The following is a 17673-nucleotide window of genomic DNA, read 5'->3' as shown; positions in this document are numbered from 1 at the left end:
CGGAAGCTTAGTACATGAAGTAGCGCTGCGCCATGGGCAGCACCTCGGCCGGCTCGCAGGTCAGGAGCTCGCCGTCGGCGCGCACCTCATAGGTCTCCGGATCGACCTCGATGTTCGGCGTCACATCGTTGTGGATCATGCTCTTCTTCGAGATCCTGCCGCGGGTGTTCTGCACTGGGTAGAGCTTCTTCGAAAGGCCGAGCTTGCGGGCGAGTCCGCCGGTGACGGCCGCCTTCGAGGTGAAGATCACGGACGATGCCGTCAGCGACTTGCCGAAGGCGCCGAACATCGGCTGGTAGTGCACCGGCTGCGGCGTCGGGATCGAAGCGTTGGGATCGCCCATCGGCGCCGCGACGATGGTGCCGCCCTTGATGACACAGTCCGGCTTGACGCCGAAGAAGGCGGGCGACCACAGCACGAGGTCGGCGAGCTTGCCCTTCTCGACCGACCCGATCAGCTTCGACACGCCGTGCGCGATCGCCGGGTTGATCGTGTATTTGGCGATGTAGCGCTTGACGCGGAAATTGTCGTTGTCCTTGCCCTTGTCCTGCGGCAAGGCGCCGCGCTGCTTCTTCATCTTGTCGGCGGTCTGCCAGGTCCGGATGATGACCTCCCCAAGCCGGCCCATCGCCTGCGAGTCCGACGACATCATCGAGAGCGCGCCGAGATCGTGCAGGATGTCCTCGGCCGCGATCGTCTCCTTGCGGATGCGGCTCTCGGCGAAAGCGAGGTCCTCCGCGATCGACGGATCGAGATGGTGGCAGACCATCAGCATGTCCAGATGCTCGTCGATGGTGTTGCGCGTGAACGGTCGCGTCGGGTTGGTCGAGGACGGCAGCACGTTCTTCAAACCAGCGACCTTGATGATGTCGGGCGCATGACCGCCACCAGCGCCTTCGGTGTGGAAGGCGTGGATGGTGCGGCCCTTGAAGGCCTTGATGGTGTCCTCGACGAAGCCGGATTCGTTGAGCGTGTCCGAATGCAGCATCACCTGGACGTCGTAGTCGTCGGCGACCGAGAGACAATTGTCGATCGCAGCCGGCGTGGTGCCCCAATCCTCGTGCAGCTTCAGCGCGCAGGCGCCGGCCTTGACCATCTCGACCAGCGCCGCGGGGCGCGAGGCGTTGCCCTTGCCGGAGATGCCGAGATTCACAGGAAACGCATCGAACGACTGCATCATCCGGCCGATGTGCCATGGGCCGGGCGTGCAGGTGGTGGCGAAGGTCCCGTGCGAGGGGCCGGTGCCGCCGCCGAGCAGCGAGGTGACGCCACTCATCAGCGCGTGCTCGATCTGCTGCGGGCAGATGAAGTGGATGTGGCTGTCGAAGCCGCCGGCGGTGAGGATCTTGCCCTCGCCTGCGATCACGTCGGTGCCCGGGCCGATCACGATGGTGACGCCGGGCTGGATGTCCGGATTGCCGGCCTTGCCGATCGCAGAGATCATGCCTTCCTTGATCGCGACGTCGGCCTTCACGACACCCCAGTGATCCACGATCAGTGCATTGGTGATGACCGTGTCGGCAGCGCCCTGCTTGTTGGTCGCCTGCGACTGGCCCATGCCGTCACGAATGACCTTGCCGCCGCCGAACTTCACCTCCTCGCCATAGGTGGTGAAGTCCTTCTCGACCTCGATGATCAGGTCCGTGTCGGCGAGGCGCACCCTGTCGCCGGTGGTCGGGCCGAACATGTCGGCATAGACGGAACGCTTGATCTTGACGGACATGTCGTGCTCCAGCCTCTAGCTCTCAACTATTTCCAGCGCGCGGATCATTTCGGACGTGCGCAGATCGATTGAAACTTGGCGATGGTCTCGAGACCCGGCTTGAACTCTTCGCGGATGGCGGTCTTGCCGATCTTGAACGTCAGGCGTCCGGTGCGCTTGAAAGCATCGAAAGCGGGCGCATCGGCCGCCACCTCGAAGCTGTACTCCCAGACCGATCCCGCCTCGCTGTAGGACACGCTCAGCAGCGTTTGCCCGTAACGGCTCGCCGGCACCATCTCGACCTGCGGATATCCGTTCGAGCGCAGCAGATCCGCAACTACGTTCCGTAGCTCCTGGCCAGCATCTCCGGTGACAGCGATGGTGCCGGACTTGGCCTTGCAGCGGAACGACGGCGATCCGACGTCGTCGGTCGCCTCATCGCTCCGACTGGGCGACAGCAACGCGCCGTCGTCCTGCTCGAACAGCCGCCAGCGCCGGTCGTCGGCTGCCGAAGCCGCGGCAGCAAACCCCGCAACGGTCGATGCCGCGCACAGGCTGTAGATGGCCGCCGAGGACATTCGCGCTAGGCCGCTCACAGCGTCCCCCGCGCATTGGTCACCGTCTCGTCGAACAGCGCATCCAGCGCCGCGTTGACGCCGCGGCAGCCGGCGACGACCTGCTCGGCCCAGCCGAGATACTCCATCAGCTCCAGCTGCTGCTCGAGGTCCGGCTCGAAGAAGACGCGGGCGCGGATGTTGCTGATTTTGTCGGCGATCTTGATCTGCTTGGCGCCAGCAGATTTGCCGGGAGCCGCGATGATTTGGACCGCGCGCCGCTCGCTCTTCGGCAGAGTCATGTCGTCGGTAACCTCCTCGACCAGCCCGGCGACGCGCGCGCCGAAGCGCTGCGCCAGCTCGTCGTGGCTGGTGTCGGTGTCCTCGATAGTGTCATGCAGCCAGCCGGCCGCGACGAGCTCGGCGTCCTCGCCGTTGCAGGTTGCCGACAGGATGTTCGCGACCTCGGCGAGATGATTGATGTACGGCTCTTCGTCACGCCCCTTGCGCTGCTGGCCGGCATGACGGCGCGCGGCCAGCTCGGCGGCTTCGGAGACGAGGCGCAATCCGGTCAGCATCGGCTTACAGCTTGCCCATCACGTCGCCGCGGAAGCCATAGACCATGCGCTTGCCGGCGAGCGCCACCAGTTGCACGTCGCGGGTCTGGCCAGGTTCGAAGCGCACGGCCGTGCCGGCCGCGATGTCGAGCCGCATGCCGCGCGCCTTCTTCCGGTCGAACTTCAGCGCCGGGTTGGTCTCGAAGAAGTGGTAGTGCGAGCCGACCTGGATCGGACGGTCGCCGGTATTGGCGACCGAGAGCGTCACGGTCTTACGGCCGGCATTGAGCTCGATCTCGCCGTCCTGGATGAAGAGTTCGCCGGGGATCATGTTGTCCTCTCCGTCATTCCGGGGCAGCCCGCAGGACCGAACCCGGAATCTCGATCTAATAATCTCTGGATTCCGGGTTCAGCCCTGCGGGCTGCCCCGGAATGACGTGCCATGATCAGCGGATCGGCTCGTGCACCGTGACGAGCTTGGTGCCGTCCGGAAACGTCGCCTCGACCTGGATGTCGTGGATCATCTCGGGGATGCCGGGCATCACCTGGTCGCGGGTCAGGACCTGGGCGCCGGCCTGCATCAGCTCGGCGACGGTGCGGCCGTCGCGCGCGCCTTCGAGGATGAAATCGGAGATGACCGCGACCGCCTCGGGATGGTTCAGCTTGACGCCGCGCTCGAGCCTGCGGCGGGCCACGATGGCGGCCATCGAGATCAGGAGCTTGTCCTTTTCGCGGGGAGACAGGTTCATGCGGACTCTCTGGTGATCGTCTTCTGGTAATCGTTACTTGGTAAGCGTCGCTTGGTAAATGTCTAGTTGAGCCAGAGCCGCGGCAGCGGCACGGTCGAGGCGCAGCCGAGCACGGCCATCATGTCGGCGCGCAGGCTTGCGGCATCTTGGGCACAGAAGCGCGCCATTGCAAATCCATTCCAGGCCGACAGCCCGGCCTCGCCCCGGAACGCCGGCAGGCTCTCCCTGATGCGCTCCACCAGTGCGGCGTCGCCGGGGACGATCAGCGCAGTCCCGATCGAAGCGGCGCCGTTGGCGATCGCGGGCTCCGCCAGCTTGGCGCCGACGTCGCCGTCGAGGCGGACGGTCTCGGCGAACACCAGCTTGCCGCCGCGCCGCAGCCGCCAGCGATCGACGAACTCGCCCTCGCGCATGCGCTCGCCCATGGCCGTGCGGCCGAACACGACGATCTCGCACAACAGTAACGAAGCGGTGTCGGCGAGATCGATGTCGATGCGGCGGTGGATGCGGGCGCGGTCGAACAGGATGGTCTCCTGCGGCAGCCACGAGATATGCGCGCCCGCCGCGGCCTTCAGCACAATGTCCAGTTCGGCCGGCTTGCCGGGCGCACGATAGACCTTCTCGGCTGCGGCGCTCGACAGCGTCACGCGGCTGCCCTCGCCGGCCGCGACCTGGATGGCGAAGCGGTCGCCGCCGGCAATGCCGCCGGCCGTGTTGACGAACATCGCCGACAGGCCGTCGTCCTCGGGCGAGGGAAAGCGCACGCGCAGCGAGCCGGACTCGTGCAGGTGATGACGCCGCGTCACGCCGTCCTGCAGCCGCACGTCGAAACGCACCGCGCCGCGGGCGCGGTTGGCCTCGAAGATGTCGGCGGCGGCGTTGGCGGGATCGGCCCGCATCGATCCCCTCCCCCTGGGACCAGACGCGGGGCGAGTCCGCGTCGAGAAGCTACGTGATGATCAGAGCGCCATCTGGCGGCTAATCTCGGCCGGATCGAGGTTGGCGCGGGTGCAGGTAAATTTTACCGCGCCGCGATCCATGACCGCGAAGTTGTCGCCGAGTTCGCAGGCAAAGTCGAGATACTGCTCGACCAGCACGATCGCGATGTTGCCGAGGTTACGCAGATACGAAATCGCCCGGCCGATGTCCTTGATGATCGAGGGCTGGATGCCCTCGGTCGGCTCGTCCAGCAGCAGGACCTTTGGCCGCATCACCATGGCGCGGCCGATCGCGAGCTGCTGCTGCTGGCCGCCGGAGAGATCGCCGCCGCGCCGACCGAGCATCGATTCGAGCACCGGAAACAGCGAGAACACGTCATCGGGGATGCTGCGGTCGGCGCGCTTCAGGGGGCCGAAGCCGGTCTTGAGGTTCTCCTCGACCGTCAGCAGCGGGAAGATCTCGCGGCCCTGCGGCACGAAGCCGATGCCCTTGCGCGCCCGCTCATAGGGCTTGAGATGGGTGATGTCGGCGCCGTCGAAGGTGATGGTGCCGGAGGCCAGCGGATACTGCCCGACCAGCGCCCGAAGCAGCGAGGTCTTGCCGACGCCGTTGCGGCCGAGCACGCAGGTGACCTTGCCGGGCTCCGCCGCGATCGAGACGCCGCGCAGCGCCTGGGCGGCGCCGTAATAGAGGCTGATGTTGTCGACCGTGAGCATCAGCGACCTCCGGTCGCTGATGGGCGAATGGCGGATGGCGAATAGCGAATAGATTGAATTCTCTGCGTCATCGTCCCTTGCCCTATTCGCTACTCGCCATTCGCTATTCGCCGGCCGACTAACGGCCCAGATAGACCTCGATCACCCGCTCGTTCGACGACACCTGATCGATGGTGCCCTCGGCCAGCACCGTGCCCTCGTGCAGGCAGGTGACCTTGACGCCGAGCTCGCGCACGAAGGTCATGTCGTGCTCGACGACCATGACGGTATGATCCTTGTTGATTTCCTTGAGCAGCTCGGCGGTCTGATGCGTCTCGACGTCCGTCATGCCGGCCACCGGCTCGTCGACCAGCAGGAGCTTCGGGTCCTGCGCCAAGAGCATGCCGATCTCCAGCCACTGCTTCTGGCCATGCGACAGGCTGCCGGCGAGCTTGCGCCTGAGGTCCTTGAGCCGCACGGTTTCGAGCACCTTGTCGATCTGCTCGGCTTCGCTTCTCGATCCGCGCCAGAACAGCGTGCCCTTGACGCTGTGGTCGACGTTGAGGGCGAGCAGCAAATTGTCCTCGACCGACTGGCTCTCGAACACCGTCGGCTTCTGAAACTTGCGGCCGATGCCGAGCTCGGCAATCCGTGTCTCGTCCAAACGAGTCAGATCGGTCTTGCCGTCGAACAAAACCGTGCCCTCGTCCGGCTTGGTCTTGCCGGTGATGATGTCCATCATCGTGGTCTTGCCGGCGCCGTTCGGGCCGATGATGGCGCGCATCTCGCCGGGCTCGAGCGTCAGCGACAGATTGTTGATGGCGTGGAAGCCGTCGAAGGAGACGTGCACGCCGTCGAGATAGAGCAGCGACGACGTCGCGCGGGTATCCATCACGTTCATGCGCTCACTCCGCCATCTTGGGTTCGGTGACGCCGTCCTCGCGGGCGGCGCTCTCGGCGTTGGGCGTCTTGGTGCTGAGTTGATCCCACCGCGTATTGAACGTGCCGATGATGCCCTTGGGCAGCAGCAGGGTGACGAGCACGAACAATGCGCCGAGCATGAACAGCCAGTACGGCGCCAGCACGCCCGAGGTGAAGAACGTCTTGGCGTAGTTCACGACGACGGCGCCGAGCGCAGCGCCGGCCAGCGTGCCGCGGCCGCCGACCGCGACCCAGATCACCGCCTCGATCGAGTTGCCCGGAGCGAACTCGCTCGGATTAATGATACCCACCTGCGGGACATACAGCGCACCGGCGACGCCGGCCATGCATGCGGACAGCGTGAACACGAACAGCTTGTAGGACTCGACGCGATAGCCGAGGAAGCGCGTCCGCGACTCGGCGTCGCGGATCGCGATCAGCACCTTGCCGAGCTTCGACGACACGACGGCCCGGCAGATCAGGAACGCCAGAATGAGCGCGACGCAGCTCAGCGCGAACAAGGCGGCACGGGTGCCCTCCGCCTGGACGTTGAAGCCGAGGATATCCTTGAAGTCGGTCAGGCCGTTGTTGCCGCCGAAGCCGAAATCATTGCGGAAGAAGGCGAGCAGCAGCGCGTAGGTCATCGCCTGGGTGATGATCGACAGATACACGCCGGTGACGCGCGAGCGGAAGGCGAGCCAGCCGAAGCAGAAGGCGAGCAGGCCGGGCACCACGAGCACCATCAAAGCTGCGAACCAGAACATGTCGAAGCCGTGCCAGTACCAGGGCAGCTTGGAATAGTTCAGGAACACCATGAAGTCCGGCAGGATCGGATTGCCGTAGACGCCGCGGGTGCCGATCTGGCGCATCAGATACATGCCCATCGCATAGCCCCCGAGCGCGAAGAACGCGCCGTGACCGAGCGAGAGGATGCCGCAATAACCCCAGATCAGGTCGATGGAGAGCGCCAGGATCGCGTAGCAGACATATTTGCCCCACAGCGCGACCAGATAGGTCGGCACCTGCAACGCCGAGCCGGCCGGCAGCAGCAGGTTGGACAGCGGGATCAGGATGCCGCAGGCCGCAACGATCAGCACGAAGATGGTCGCGGCGCGGTCCAGCGACCTCGTCAGCATATGCGGCATCATGCTTCCACCGCCCGGCCCTTGAGCGCGAACAGGCCGCGCGGGCGCTTCTGAATGAACAGGATGATCAGCACCAGGATCGCGATCTTGCCGAGCACGGCGCCGGCGACCGGCTCCAGGAACTTGTTGGCGATGCCGAGCGTGAAGGCGCCGACCAGGGTGCCCCAGAGATTGCCGACGCCGCCGAACACCACGACCATGAAGGAATCGATGATGTAGCTCTGGCCGAGGTTGGGGCTGACGTTGTCGATCTGCGACAGCGCCACGCCGGCGATGCCGGCGATGCCCGACCCCAGCCCGAAGGTGAGCGCATCGACGCGCGAGGTGGCGATGCCCATCGACGCCGCCATGCGCCGGTTCTGCGTCACGGCGCGCATTTCCAGACCGAGCGCGGTGTAGCGCAGCATCGCGAGCAGGATCGCGAACACGGCCATCGTGAAGCAGAGGATCCAGAGCCGGTTATAGGTGATGGTGATCTGGCCGAGCTCGAACGCACCGCTCATCCAGGAGGGATTGCCGACCTCGCGGTTGGTCGGGCCAAACGCGGAGCGCACCGCCTGCTGCAGGATGAGCGAGAGGCCCCAGGTCGCGAGCAGCGTCTCGAGCGGCCGCCCGTAGAGGAAGCGGATGATGGTGCGCTCGATCAGCACGCCGATGGCTCCGGCCACCAGGAAGGCGAGCGGCGCGGCAATCAAGAGCGAGTAGTCGAACAGCGCCGGATAGCGGGTGCGGATGACCTCCTGGACCACGAAGGTGGTGTAGGCGCCGAGCATCACCATCTCGCCATGGGCCATGTTGATGACGCCCATGACGCCGAAGGTGATGGCAAGCCCGATGGCGGCCAGCAGCAGCACCGAGCCGAGCGACAGGCCGTACCAGGCATTCTGCACGCCGGACCAGATCGCGAGCGAGCTCTGGATCGAAGCGATGGCGCCTGCCGCGGCCTTGGCGACGCTTGCGGGCTGATCGCCACTGCTGATCTCGGTGAGCAGCGCCAGCGCCTCCTGGTCGCCGCGCGCCTTCACGGTGGCTACCGCTTCGAGCTTGTCCACCTCGCTGGCATCGGACTTGAACAGGAGAATTGCGGCGCGGGCCTCGGCGAGCGCCTGCTTGACCGAACGATTGGTTTCCTTGGCGAGCGCCGTTTCCACGGTCGGCAGCGTCGCCTCCTCATGCGATTTGAACACCGACTTGGCGGCCGACAGGCGCGTGTTCACGTCCGGCGACAGCAGGGTCAGGCCGCCCAACGCGGCGTCGACGCTGCGGCGCAGGCGGTTGTTGAGGCTGACCGCCGCGGCGTTGTCGGGCAGCCTGTCGACGGCGGCGCCGGTGGCGGCATCGATGATCTTGCCGTCGGTCTGCTTGACATAGACCTTCTTGGTGTCGGTATCGAACATCAGCCGCTCATCCTGCAGCGCGCTGATGATCGGATAGGCCAGCGGATTGCCCGACACGGCGATCTCGCCCACCGCATCATCGGTGTCGGAGAAATCGTCATTGGCGAACTTGGCGACGGACTCTTCGAAGCTGGCCGCGAATGCAGGCGCGGCCACGGCAATCAGGACAATAGAAAGAAGAATGCGACGAAGAATCGCGCAAATAGTTGCAGGCACTGGACAACCCCGGCAGGAGGAAGTGAGAAGGCGGCGCTATCCACCGCCTTCTCCAGTTGTGACTTGGACGTCAGATCGATCTCAGCTGCCCGAGCCCAGGCACTTGTTGGTCTTGACGTTGAAGTTGCCGCACTTCTTGCCGACCCAGTCGCCGATCAGGTCCTTGGAGCCCTCGAGCTCCTTCGACCAGGCGTCGCCCGGGACGAGGTCCTTGGTCTTGTAGACGACGCTGAACTGGCCATCGCCCTTGATCTCGCCGATGAACACCGGCTTGGTGATGTGGTGGTTCGGCAGCATCTTCGACACGCCGCCGGTCAGGTTCGGGGCCTCGGTGCCAGGGAGGGCGTCGATGACCTTGTCCGCATCGGTCGACTTCACCTTCTCGACCGCCTTCACCCACATGTTGAAGCCGATCACGTGCGCTTCCATCGGGTCGTTGGTCACGCGCTTCGGGTTCTTGGTATAGGCCTGCCAATCCTTGATGAACTTCTCGTTGGCCGGGGTTTTGATCGACTCGAAGTAGTTCCAGGCGGCGAGATGGCCGACCAGCGGCTTGGTGTCGATGCCGGCGAGCTCTTCCTCACCCACCGAGAACGCGACGACCGGGATGTCCTTGGCCTTGATGCCCTGGTTGCCGAGCTCCTTGTAGAACGGAACGTTGGCGTCGCCGTTGATGGTCGAGACCACCGCGGTCTTCTTGCCGGCCGAACCGAACTTCTTGATGTCGGCCACGATCGTCTGCCAGTCGGAGTGACCGAACGGCGTGTAGTTGATCATGATGTCGTCCTGAGCCACGCCCTTCGACTTCAGGTAGGCTTCCAGGATCTTGTTGGTGGTGCGCGGATAGACGTAGTCGGTGCCGGCCAGCACCCAACGCTTCACCTTCTCTTCCTTCATCAGGTAGTCGACCGCCGGGATCGCCTGCTGGTTCGGCGCCGCACCGGTGTAGAACACGTTGCGCTCGCTCTCCTCGCCCTCGTACTGGACCGGGTAGAACAGGATGCTGTTGAGTTCCTTGAACACCGGCAGCACCGACTTGCGCGACACCGAGGTCCAGCAGCCGAACACGACCGCGACCTTGTTCTTGGTGATCAGCTCGCGCGCCTTCTCGGCGAACAGCGGCCAGTTCGACGCGGGATCGACGACGACGGCCTCGAGCTTCTTGCCGAGCACGCCGCCCTTCTTGTTCTGTTCGTCGATCAGAAACAGGATCGTATCCTTCAGCGTGGTTTCGCTGATGGCCATGGTGCCGGACAGAGAATGCAGAACACCAATCTTGATGGTGTCGTCGGCAGCCATGGCCGGGCCGAAGCCGGCGACGCCGAGCGCCAGGCCGGCAGCAGCAGCCAGCCAGCGACGGCGGCTGAATGGCGCCGTTAATTCCTGAGTGAGTCGAGTAAGCATGAGGTAATATCTCCCTGACGCAGACGTGCTTCACAGCCAAGGCGGCCGGCGGTCTGCGGCGGAAGAATCGCAAGAAGCATGCCATGCCGTTCACATCTCGTAAGCCATTGATCCCAATCTGGAACTCGGGCCGATCGCGGCGGAAGGTCGCAATCTCGTGCCGCCGGCTTAGGCAGGCACGGTGATTATTCGGCTGGCATCGAGCACATGATTTATGCACTTTGTTTTGAATGGCTAAAATTAAAGCAGCAGAGTACCGGATCAATCGCCGATCCGTTGCGCACCGGCCTTGAAAGTGCCGCCAGTCTGTTCCATATATCTGATAGATCGAGGCGAATCGGCCGGATCTTTGCAAGCCGCGTGTTCTTTAGCTCGTTCAGAGCTTCTGGCTTCGCATTCTCACCCATCCAATCTCGACGCTCCAAACACGCGGGTGTCTCTTCAACCACCCACCCGCGTCCGGCTGGCTGCCGACACGGGCCTCATCCTCTTATGGAAAGCCCAATCTTTTGACATCCTTTCAGGATTTTAACCTCGCCGACGCGCTGACGCGCGCGCTGAAGGAAGAGAACTACACCACCCCCACCCCGATCCAGGCACAGACCATCCCGCTCGCCCTCGAAGGCCGCGACGTGATCGGTATCGCCCAGACGGGAACCGGCAAGACCGCCTCGTTCGCCCTGCCGATCCTGCACCGCCTGCTGCAGAACCGGATCAAGCCGCAGCCGAAGACGGCGCGCGTGCTCGTTCTGAGCCCGACCCGCGAACTATCCGGCCAGATCCTCGACAGCTTCAACACCTATGGCCGCCACATCCGCCTGACCTCGGCGCTCGCGATCGGCGGCGTGCCGATGGGACGCCAGGTCCGCGCGCTCATGCCGGGCCTCGAGGTGCTGGTCGCCACGCCTGGCCGTCTGCTCGACCTCGTCCAGGGCAACGCCGTGAAGCTGAACCAGGTCGAGTTCCTGGTGCTCGACGAAGCCGACCGCATGCTCGACATGGGCTTCATCAACGACATCCGGAAGATCGTCGCCAAGCTGCCGATCAAGCGGCAGACGCTGTTCTTCTCGGCCACCATGCCGAAGGACATCGCCGAGCTTGCGGACGCCATGCTGCGCGACCCCGCGCGGGTCGCGGTGACCCCCGTTTCCTCGACGGTCGAGCGCATTGCCCAGCGCGTGATCCACGTCGACCACTCGGCCAAGCCGAACCTTCTGGCTCAGTTGCTCAAGCAGGAGCCGGTCAACCGCGCGCTGGTGTTCACCCGTACCAAGCACGGCGCCGACAAGGTCGTGAAGAGCCTGGAAAAGGCAGGCATCCCCGCCCAGGCGATTCACGGCAACAAGTCACAGAACCACCGCGAGCGCACCCTCGCAGCGTTCCGCACCGGCGAGATCCGAACCCTGGTCGCAACCGACATCGCGGCCCGCGGCATCGACGTCGACGGCGTCAGCCATGTCGTGAATTTCGACCTGCCCAACGTGCCGGAGACCTACGTCCACCGCATCGGCCGCACGGCACGCGCCGGCGCTGAAGGCATCGCGATTTCGCTCGTCGCCGGAGCGGACGAGCTGTCCTACCTTCGCGACATCGAACGGCTGATCAAGATCTCGCTGCCGCGCGACGATCGCCGCACGCCGGGCCTCCGCGAGGCCGCGGCACCGGCCAAACCGCCTCAGCGTGGCGGCCGTCCTGGCATGCAGAATGCGCGGACCAACGAGGGTGGTACCGCCGCAAAAGGCCCTCGCCGTCGCCGTCGTTCCAATGCTAAGATGGCGCCTCTGCCAGGCAATCGTCAGGAGCCCCAGCGGCCGTCGCAAGGCGGCGGCAAGGCCGGGTCGATTCAAGGCGTTGCTTTCCTGCATCGCGAGGGCAGACCCAAAAACCACGCTCACAACCGCAACCAACGGCCAAACTAGACGTCTATCGATCTGGAGAGAGACATGGCTAAGGAAGAGCTGATCCAGTTCGAAGGGCTGGTCACCGAAATCCTTCCCGACGCGCGCTACCGGGTACAACTCGATGCGGGGCACGAAATCGTCGCCTACACCGCCGGCAAGATGAAAAAGAATCGCATCAAGACGCTCGCGGGAGACCGCGTGACCGTCGAGATGTCGCCCTATGATCTGGAAAAGGGCCGGCTGATCTTCCGCCACAAGGACGAGCGCCCCAGCTCGACCGGCGGACCTCCGCGTGGCGCAGCGCAGCGCGGCGGCCAGTTCCGGCGGCGCTAGAGCCTTGGGCGGAGCAATGGTTCCGCCCAACCCAGCGAATTGATCAACTCTTGCGCAATCAGCGACAATTCAGCGCGTCGGCCTCAAGCCGGCGCGTCAAAAAATCATGCGCCCTCGCGCAGCTCAGGATTGTTTTGCGCGGGCATTTCCAATAGTATATCCCGCAATCGATTTTCGGCCGGACGAGATTAGCTATTACCGGTACAGCCGGTTCAGACGCTGACGACCCTTCCAAAAATTCGATCTAACCAGCCCAGGAATCTGGGTTACGCATTTGATATCTGAGAAGGGAACTACCCCCGTGAGCATGGGAACCGTGAAGTGGTTTAACGCAACCAAGGGCTATGGCTTCATTCAGCCGGATGACGGCGGCAACGACGTGTTCGTGCACATCAGCGCCGTCGAACGCGCTGGTCTCGGCACGCTGCGCGAAGGCCAGAAGATCTCCTACGAGATCGTGGCGGACCGTCGTTCGGGCAAGTCGTCGGCCGATAATCTCCGCGCCGCCAATTGAGCGACGCCAGGGTAATCGCCTGCGCGATTGCCCGCCTGGACAACGAAAGGCCGCCTTGCGCGGCCTTTTTTATTGCCTGCTTTTTGCTGCCTGAATGCCCATCGTCGCGCTCTGCTCGCCCGAAAGACCGCATGTCGCGCCGGTTCGCAGGCGCGTGCGACCGCGGCCCCGGGGGCGGGCTCGGTTGCGGCAGCCCTCACCTCAGCAGTAGGTCGCCGGACTATACATCACACAGGTCGACTGCCGCGGGCGGGTATAGGCGACGTCGCTGAGATTGACGCCGGTCTTGCCCATGACGTAGCCGATCGTCGGAACGTACTGGTAGTTCACCTCGCTGAAGATCAGATAGGTGCCGGACACCAGCAATTCAGCCGGCACGCCGACCGTCATGCCGACGGTTCGCGGTGTCGACCCCTTGCTCCACTTCACCGTCGCCTGCTTGGTGGTGGGATCGACATAGAGCTCGGTGATCGTCGCATTCACCGGCGTGGTGGAATAGGGGTACATGATGCCGGTCGAGGCGGCGAAGAAGTTCGACATGTCGCTATCGCCGACCGAGGTCGATTGCGATGTCAGATCCGACAGGGTTCGCGCCATCAAGGTGACCTTGCGGTCGACGGCGATCGCCGAGCAGAATTCGACCGTGCCGAAGAACATCACCAGCATCAGCGGCACGATGAATGCGAATTCGGTGGCCGCGACACCGCGTCGATCGGCGGCAAAGGCGTCGATGCGACGCCACAGGCGCAGGCTCGAAGACATACCCGGCATTCTTCCCAACGGCATGATGAATTCCTGGTGTCCCTCTGAAGGAGCTCGCGAGAGCCTTGTCGTGAGAGCCGTGTTATGAATACGGCTCGTTCTTGAATGCGGCCGTGCCCACCAGCAGCCGCTTGCTGCCGCTCAGGTTGGCGATGTTGTAGCCGAGCCCCGTCACGAAGATCGGCCATTGATAGAACAGCCTGACGACGACGATGTCTCCGGCGGCACCCGGGCTGTAGGTCATGTTGTTGACGAAGTTGCCGCTGTTGTCGATCTGGTTGCTGATCGAGACGCTCCCGAACGAGGAGTAGCTCTTCACGTCGATATAGATCTTGTTGCAGTCGAACAGCGCGGGAACCTGGGTGCAGACGTAGCTCGCGAACTGCGCCTGCGTATAGGCGCCCTGTTGCGCCTGTCCGGTCAGGATCATGCGCGCCGAGTCCTGCGTGATCGTCTCGAGCACCTGGCCGGCAAAGAACATCAGCGCCGTTTCGATGATCGCGAACAGCAGCGCGAAGAAGACCGGCGCGACCAGCGCGAATTCGAGCGCGGCCGACGCCCGCCGGTTGCGTCGGAAGCGGCGCAGCATCCGGCGCATCGAAGCGGTCGAGGAGACGGGGGCTTGCATGGGTTCATCCGGACTGGAAAGGCACATCAATCTGAGCGAAAGGAATAGCGGAAACTCCTTGGGAAAGGGTTTCCCACGATGCGGACAGTATGGCCTGCCGCATCAACGTCCCGCTAACCGTGCTTGGGGGTTCGCACGCAGCCAGCCCTTCGAGACAGCGCGTCACCGCCCGATCCGATCATCGAAACCAAACGAGAAACCAAACGAATCGGGCGACCCAGCCGCAGCACCAGCGGCAAGGCTCGCCGCATCGTCGGCGCGGACACGCGTGGAGAGGCGGTCAGGCGCTGCCATCGACCCGGGCAGGCGTGGCAAGGCCAGCGCTCAGTTGGTCTTTGAGGCCGCCGCCGCGTTACCGCTCGCCGTGCTGGACATCGTTCCAGCCTGGTCGAGCACCGATTTGAAGTAGTTGTCGCCGTCGCCCAAGGTCACCCGGCGCTGGCAGATCGGCATACAGCTATAGGTCTCACGATCGACGCCGCGATACACCGTCACGAGCTGGTCGGTGGGCCCGGCGACCTGGATCTGGCGATCGATCAGCACCTGTCCGCCACGATCCATCGCAATGAAGTTGGTGGCGCCATAGCTCTTGCCGGTGACGACGATGATGCCGCCGCTCTGCAGCGTCACATCGGCAATCATCGGATTGCCGACGACGAGGGTCGCGACCCGGTCGGGCAGCTTGACCAGCTTGGCCTGGTCGACATTCACGGCGATGGCGGGATCAGGCTCCGCCAAGGCGGCAGCCGGCCACAGCAGCACCGCGGCGACAGCTGCCCGCAATGCGAAGGAAACACTAGGACGACGCGACACACAGAACGACATACTCAAACCCCGGGACATTGACGAGCCGTCTCAAGCGATACGCAGCGGTGACGGCGCCCGACGCGGCAAATCTGCGCTCAATTGGTGAATGATCTGCAAACGTCGCCATTTGATCTGGGGCGGTTGCAGAACCCCTCATCGCCGGAACGGAAACGCGAGCTGGCCGCCGAACTCACCGGGCATCGTCGCCTCGTCCTTGCCGTAGGCCATGGGCAACTGCCCCGCCGGAATCCGGAACGTGCCGAACAGGATGTCCCAGATCGGGAACGTGCCGGCGAAGTTGGTATTGCCGCCCTGCTCCATCGACGTGTGGTGCCAGCGGTGGAAGATGGGCGTGGCGAGGACATATTTCAGCGGGCCCAGCGTCCAGTTGAGATTGGCGTGCACGAAGGCCGAATGGAACGTAGTGAATGGTCCGACCCAGATCATGACATTGGGCGAGATGCCGGCCATCAAGAGGATGACGTCGACCGCGATCGTGCCCAGGATCAAGTTGATCGGATGGAAGCGGGCAGCCGAAATCCACTCCAGATCCTCCGACGAGTGGTGAACCGCGTGGTATTTCCAGAACTCGCCGCCATGGAACAGACGATGCGTCCAGTACAGCATGAAGTCGGAGACCACGAGGAAGAGCACCCCCTGCAGCCATTCGGGAAGCTGCGCCAGCGGGCCGTGCCCGTTCTCATAGAAGGCGATCAACTCGTCGGCGTCGCGGATCTTGAAGAGAACGCTGGCGCCGAGCACGAGAAAGCCGATGCGGAGCACCCGGGCGAACACCGGCACGAAGAACCAGTAGACCACGTCGGTGACGAGCTCGCGCTTCTGCCACCACGGCTTGCCGGGATTGCAGGCCCAGAAGTGACTGAGCACCGAGAACACCACCGCCAGCACCAAGGTGATCGGCAACACCTTCTCGATGGTCTGGCCGAGCATCAGCGCGACTTCCCATGGCAGACCGGACATCACATTCCTCATCTCATGAACTGTTCCGAGGGGTACTCCTTGGCGCTTAAGGAGCCGTGAACCTCGGCGCCGGCAAAACCGCTCTGCCTATCGGCCCAGCGCGATCGACATCGAGCCACATGCTCCGCCAGCCAGGTCGACACGGCCATATGCATATAGTGCGGAATGCGGAGCAGGCCCCGCGATGGACCGGTCGGGCATGATCGCCGAAACCCTGCGCTCATCTTTTCAACGAGACCGACCGCGGCGCGACCATGCATCATTTCGAATGATCGCGCCGCGCTTCATCCTATGTTTACTCTGCACAATAACAGCCATTTGTCGCCGTGTTTCGGCGACCGAATTAACTACGCCGAAATTCCTGCCCCCTAGGGTGGCCGCATGGTCACGGTGCTGAGAACGCCGCAACGACCAGAGTTTGTTCGACCAGCCACGTGTACATGGAGTTACCTATGAAGAATCTTCTTGCTCGCTTCGTGAAGGATGAATCCGGCGCGACCGCGATCGAATACGGTCTGATCGCCGCCGGCATCTCGCTCGCGATCATTGCCGCGGTGAACGGTCTCGGCTCCAGCCTGAGCTCCAAGTTCGGCGCGATCAACACCTCGCTGAAGTAAGCGGTCGTCACGGCCGAGCAAAGAAGGCCCCGGACATCCGGGGCCTTTATCATTTCCACATTCAGCTTCGCGGCGTTCAGTGATGCGTAACCACGTTTTGTCCGCAGCCGCGTCCCGGCCCCCGCCCAGGGCGGCCGACGTCGCCTTGCGTTGGATCTGCGGCGGCCTCGGCGTGTCCATCCTCGCTCTCGCGGCCCGCATCGTCAGCGTCTGGTGAGATCGACAGCCAACCGGCCATTCCGGCTGTTTCCCGATCGTTTATTTCTTGCAGCTAGACTCTGGCGCAGCGGCGCACCCACGCGCCGCGTCGATGCCATTGAGAGCCCATGACCCTCGATCTCGCGCGCCTTCTGCTGTTTCCGGCCCTGATGGCCTTTGCCGCGGCGAGCGATTTGTTCACGATGACCATTTCGAACCGGGTCTCCCTTGCGCTCGTCGCCGGCTTTCTGGTTCTGGCGCCGCTGAGCGGCATGAGCATGGCTGACATGCTCATGCACCTCGGCGCCGGCGCGACCCTGCTGGTGATTGCTTTCACCTGCTTTGCATTCGGCTGGATCGGCGGCGGTGACGCCAAGGTCGCATCCGCCGCCGCGCTGTGGTTCGGCTTCGCCCACCTGATGAACTACTTGTTGTACGCCTCGATCTTCGGCGGCGTGCTCACTCTCGCCCTCATGCAGTTCCGGCAATGGCCGTTGCCCTACATGCTGGCGGGGCAACCCTGGCTTGCACGCCTGCACGCCAAGGAGAGCGGCGTGCCCTATGGCATCGCGCTCGCCCTGGGCGCTCTGATGGTTTATCCAGAGACCGATTGGGTGAAGGCGATCGACGCTGCGCGTCTTGCATTGCTCTGA

General features: G+C 63.9%; 20 protein-coding genes. 5 read left to right on the top strand and 15 right to left on the bottom strand.

The window, feature by feature from the left end:
- Nucleotides 1–7: 7 nt before the first annotated feature.
- The 11 genes from ureC to urtA form a co-directional block, all read right to left on the bottom strand.
- Entirely contained in the window at nt 8–1723 is a 1716-nt protein-coding gene (gene ureC / locus QW868_RS22790) for an urease subunit alpha (RefSeq protein WP_316231563.1), read from the bottom strand.
- 44 nt (nt 1724–1767) lie between these two features.
- On the bottom strand, nt 1768–2280 hold the full coding sequence (locus QW868_RS22785; protein ID WP_316231562.1) for a hypothetical protein: 513 nt from the start codon (nt 2278–2280) through the stop codon (nt 1768–1770).
- A 14-nt stretch (nt 2281–2294) separates the two neighbouring features.
- Nucleotides 2295–2834, bottom strand: coding sequence for an HD domain-containing protein (locus QW868_RS22780; RefSeq protein ID WP_316231561.1), 540 nt, complete (start codon nt 2832–2834; stop codon nt 2295–2297).
- Nucleotides 2835–2838: 4 nt separating this feature from the next.
- Nucleotides 2839–3144 carry an urease subunit beta gene (locus QW868_RS22775; protein WP_006612145.1) on the bottom strand — a complete coding sequence of 102 codons (306 nt, stop codon included), beginning with the start codon at nt 3142–3144 and terminating at the stop codon, nt 2839–2841.
- 115 nt (nt 3145–3259) lie between these two features.
- On the bottom strand, nt 3260–3562 hold the full coding sequence (locus QW868_RS22770; protein ID WP_316231560.1) for an urease subunit gamma: 303 nt from the start codon (nt 3560–3562) through the stop codon (nt 3260–3262).
- Between the two features lie 62 nt (nt 3563–3624).
- Nucleotides 3625–4461: an urease accessory protein UreD gene (locus QW868_RS22765; RefSeq protein WP_316231559.1), complete on the bottom strand. Its 837-nt coding sequence runs from the start codon at nt 4459–4461 to the stop codon at nt 3625–3627.
- A gap of 60 nt (nt 4462–4521) precedes the next feature.
- Nucleotides 4522–5217, bottom strand: a complete 696-nt coding sequence (gene urtE / locus QW868_RS22760; protein ID WP_316231558.1) for an urea ABC transporter ATP-binding subunit UrtE — start codon at nt 5215–5217, stop codon at nt 4522–4524.
- A gap of 118 nt (nt 5218–5335) precedes the next feature.
- Complete coding sequence (gene urtD, locus QW868_RS22755; protein ID WP_315813400.1) at nt 5336–6097, bottom strand: urea ABC transporter ATP-binding protein UrtD; 762 nt, start codon at nt 6095–6097, stop codon at nt 5336–5338.
- 4 nt (nt 6098–6101) lie between these two features.
- On the bottom strand, nt 6102–7265 hold the full coding sequence (gene urtC / locus QW868_RS22750) for an urea ABC transporter permease subunit UrtC (protein ID WP_316231557.1): 1164 nt from the start codon (nt 7263–7265) through the stop codon (nt 6102–6104).
- Nucleotides 7262–8824: an urea ABC transporter permease subunit UrtB gene (gene urtB, locus QW868_RS22745; protein WP_409999375.1), complete on the bottom strand. Its 1563-nt coding sequence runs from the start codon at nt 8822–8824 to the stop codon at nt 7262–7264. Before urtB ends, urtC begins: the two co-directional genes overlap by 4 nt.
- Before the next feature lie 132 nt (nt 8825–8956).
- On the bottom strand, nt 8957–10279 hold the full coding sequence (gene urtA / locus QW868_RS22740; RefSeq protein WP_316231556.1) for an urea ABC transporter substrate-binding protein: 1323 nt from the start codon (nt 10277–10279) through the stop codon (nt 8957–8959).
- Nucleotides 10280–10788: 509 nt separating this feature from the next.
- Between urtA and QW868_RS22735 the strand changes: the two genes are divergently transcribed.
- The 3 genes from QW868_RS22735 to QW868_RS22725 all read left to right on the top strand — a co-directional run bounded on the left by QW868_RS22735 (nt 10789) and on the right by QW868_RS22725 (nt 13027).
- On the top strand, nt 10789–12198 hold the full coding sequence (locus QW868_RS22735) for a DEAD/DEAH box helicase (protein WP_315734604.1): 1410 nt from the start codon (nt 10789–10791) through the stop codon (nt 12196–12198).
- Nucleotides 12199–12222: 24 nt separating this feature from the next.
- Nucleotides 12223–12513: a translation initiation factor IF-1 gene (infA, locus tag QW868_RS22730; RefSeq protein ID WP_315734606.1), complete on the top strand. Its 291-nt coding sequence runs from the start codon at nt 12223–12225 to the stop codon at nt 12511–12513.
- Between the two features lie 301 nt (nt 12514–12814).
- Nucleotides 12815–13027, top strand: a complete 213-nt coding sequence (locus tag QW868_RS22725; RefSeq protein WP_006612155.1) for a cold-shock protein — start codon at nt 12815–12817, stop codon at nt 13025–13027.
- Between the two features lie 201 nt (nt 13028–13228).
- Here QW868_RS22725 and QW868_RS22720 read toward each other — a convergent pair whose 3' ends face one another.
- The 4 genes from QW868_RS22720 to QW868_RS22705 all read right to left on the bottom strand — a co-directional run bounded on the left by QW868_RS22720 (nt 13229) and on the right by QW868_RS22705 (nt 16205).
- Nucleotides 13229–13789 carry a TadE/TadG family type IV pilus assembly protein gene (locus tag QW868_RS22720; protein ID WP_315753431.1) on the bottom strand — a complete coding sequence of 187 codons (561 nt, stop codon included), beginning with the start codon at nt 13787–13789 and terminating at the stop codon, nt 13229–13231.
- An 82-nt stretch (nt 13790–13871) separates the two neighbouring features.
- Nucleotides 13872–14417, bottom strand: a complete 546-nt coding sequence (locus QW868_RS22715; protein ID WP_315734610.1) for a TadE/TadG family type IV pilus assembly protein — start codon at nt 14415–14417, stop codon at nt 13872–13874.
- Nucleotides 14418–14741: 324 nt separating this feature from the next.
- Complete coding sequence (locus QW868_RS22710; RefSeq protein ID WP_315734613.1) at nt 14742–15242, bottom strand: pilus assembly protein N-terminal domain-containing protein; 501 nt, start codon at nt 15240–15242, stop codon at nt 14742–14744.
- Nucleotides 15243–15377: 135 nt separating this feature from the next.
- Nucleotides 15378–16205 (bottom strand): sterol desaturase family protein, encoded by an 828-nt coding sequence (locus QW868_RS22705; protein WP_316231555.1) that lies wholly within the window; start codon nt 16203–16205, stop codon nt 15378–15380.
- 452 nt (nt 16206–16657) lie between these two features.
- Here QW868_RS22705 and QW868_RS22700 point away from each other — a divergent pair, with 452 nt between their 5' ends.
- The gene (locus QW868_RS22700) at nt 16658–16822 is read left to right on the top strand and encodes a Flp family type IVb pilin (protein WP_231317342.1); all 165 of its coding nucleotides are present in this window, start codon (nt 16658–16660) and stop codon (nt 16820–16822) included.
- A 326-nt stretch (nt 16823–17148) separates the two neighbouring features.
- Nucleotides 17149–17673, top strand: coding sequence for a prepilin peptidase (locus QW868_RS22695; protein WP_315734617.1), 525 nt, complete (start codon nt 17149–17151; stop codon nt 17671–17673).

The sequence above is a fragment of the Bradyrhizobium sp. SZCCHNR1051 genome (assembly GCF_032489615.1).
Lineage (GTDB): Bacteria > Pseudomonadota > Alphaproteobacteria > Rhizobiales > Xanthobacteraceae > Bradyrhizobium.
The sequence above is the reverse complement of the archived record's forward strand: the minus strand, read 5'-3'. Positions and strand labels throughout refer to the sequence as shown.

What these genes read in the sequence shown, in the direction of transcription:
- QW868_RS22775 (WP_006612145.1), bottom strand. Translation starts at nt 3,144, where the DNA reads ATGATCCCCGGCGAACTCTTCATCCAGGACGGCGAGATCGAGCTCAAT.
- QW868_RS22785 (WP_316231562.1), bottom strand. Translation starts at nt 2,280, where the DNA reads ATGTCCTCGGCGGCCATCTACAGCCTGTGCGCGGCATCGACCGTTGCG.
- infA (WP_315734606.1), top strand. Translation starts at nt 12,223, where the DNA reads ATGGCTAAGGAAGAGCTGATCCAGTTCGAAGGGCTGGTCACCGAAATC.
- urtA (WP_316231556.1), bottom strand. Translation starts at nt 10,279, where the DNA reads ATGCTTACTCGACTCACTCAGGAATTAACGGCGCCATTCAGCCGCCGT.
- urtD (WP_315813400.1), bottom strand. Translation starts at nt 6,097, where the DNA reads ATGAACGTGATGGATACCCGCGCGACGTCGTCGCTGCTCTATCTCGAC.
- QW868_RS22695 (WP_315734617.1), top strand. Translation starts at nt 17,149, where the DNA reads ATGACCCTCGATCTCGCGCGCCTTCTGCTGTTTCCGGCCCTGATGGCC.
- QW868_RS22715 (WP_315734610.1), bottom strand. Translation starts at nt 14,417, where the DNA reads ATGCAAGCCCCCGTCTCCTCGACCGCTTCGATGCGCCGGATGCTGCGC.
- ureC (WP_316231563.1), bottom strand. Translation starts at nt 1,723, where the DNA reads ATGTCCGTCAAGATCAAGCGTTCCGTCTATGCCGACATGTTCGGCCCG.
- QW868_RS22705 (WP_316231555.1), bottom strand. Translation starts at nt 16,205, where the DNA reads ATGTCCGGTCTGCCATGGGAAGTCGCGCTGATGCTCGGCCAGACCATC.
- QW868_RS22780 (WP_316231561.1), bottom strand. Translation starts at nt 2,834, where the DNA reads ATGCTGACCGGATTGCGCCTCGTCTCCGAAGCCGCCGAGCTGGCCGCG.
- QW868_RS22700 (WP_231317342.1), top strand. Translation starts at nt 16,658, where the DNA reads ATGAAGAATCTTCTTGCTCGCTTCGTGAAGGATGAATCCGGCGCGACC.
- QW868_RS22770 (WP_316231560.1), bottom strand. Translation starts at nt 3,562, where the DNA reads ATGAACCTGTCTCCCCGCGAAAAGGACAAGCTCCTGATCTCGATGGCC.
- QW868_RS22720 (WP_315753431.1), bottom strand. Translation starts at nt 13,789, where the DNA reads ATGTCTTCGAGCCTGCGCCTGTGGCGTCGCATCGACGCCTTTGCCGCC.
- QW868_RS22765 (WP_316231559.1), bottom strand. Translation starts at nt 4,461, where the DNA reads ATGCGGGCCGATCCCGCCAACGCCGCCGCCGACATCTTCGAGGCCAAC.
- QW868_RS22710 (WP_315734613.1), bottom strand. Translation starts at nt 15,242, where the DNA reads ATGTCGTTCTGTGTGTCGCGTCGTCCTAGTGTTTCCTTCGCATTGCGG.
- urtE (WP_316231558.1), bottom strand. Translation starts at nt 5,217, where the DNA reads ATGCTCACGGTCGACAACATCAGCCTCTATTACGGCGCCGCCCAGGCG.
- urtC (WP_316231557.1), bottom strand. Translation starts at nt 7,265, where the DNA reads ATGATGCCGCATATGCTGACGAGGTCGCTGGACCGCGCCGCGACCATC.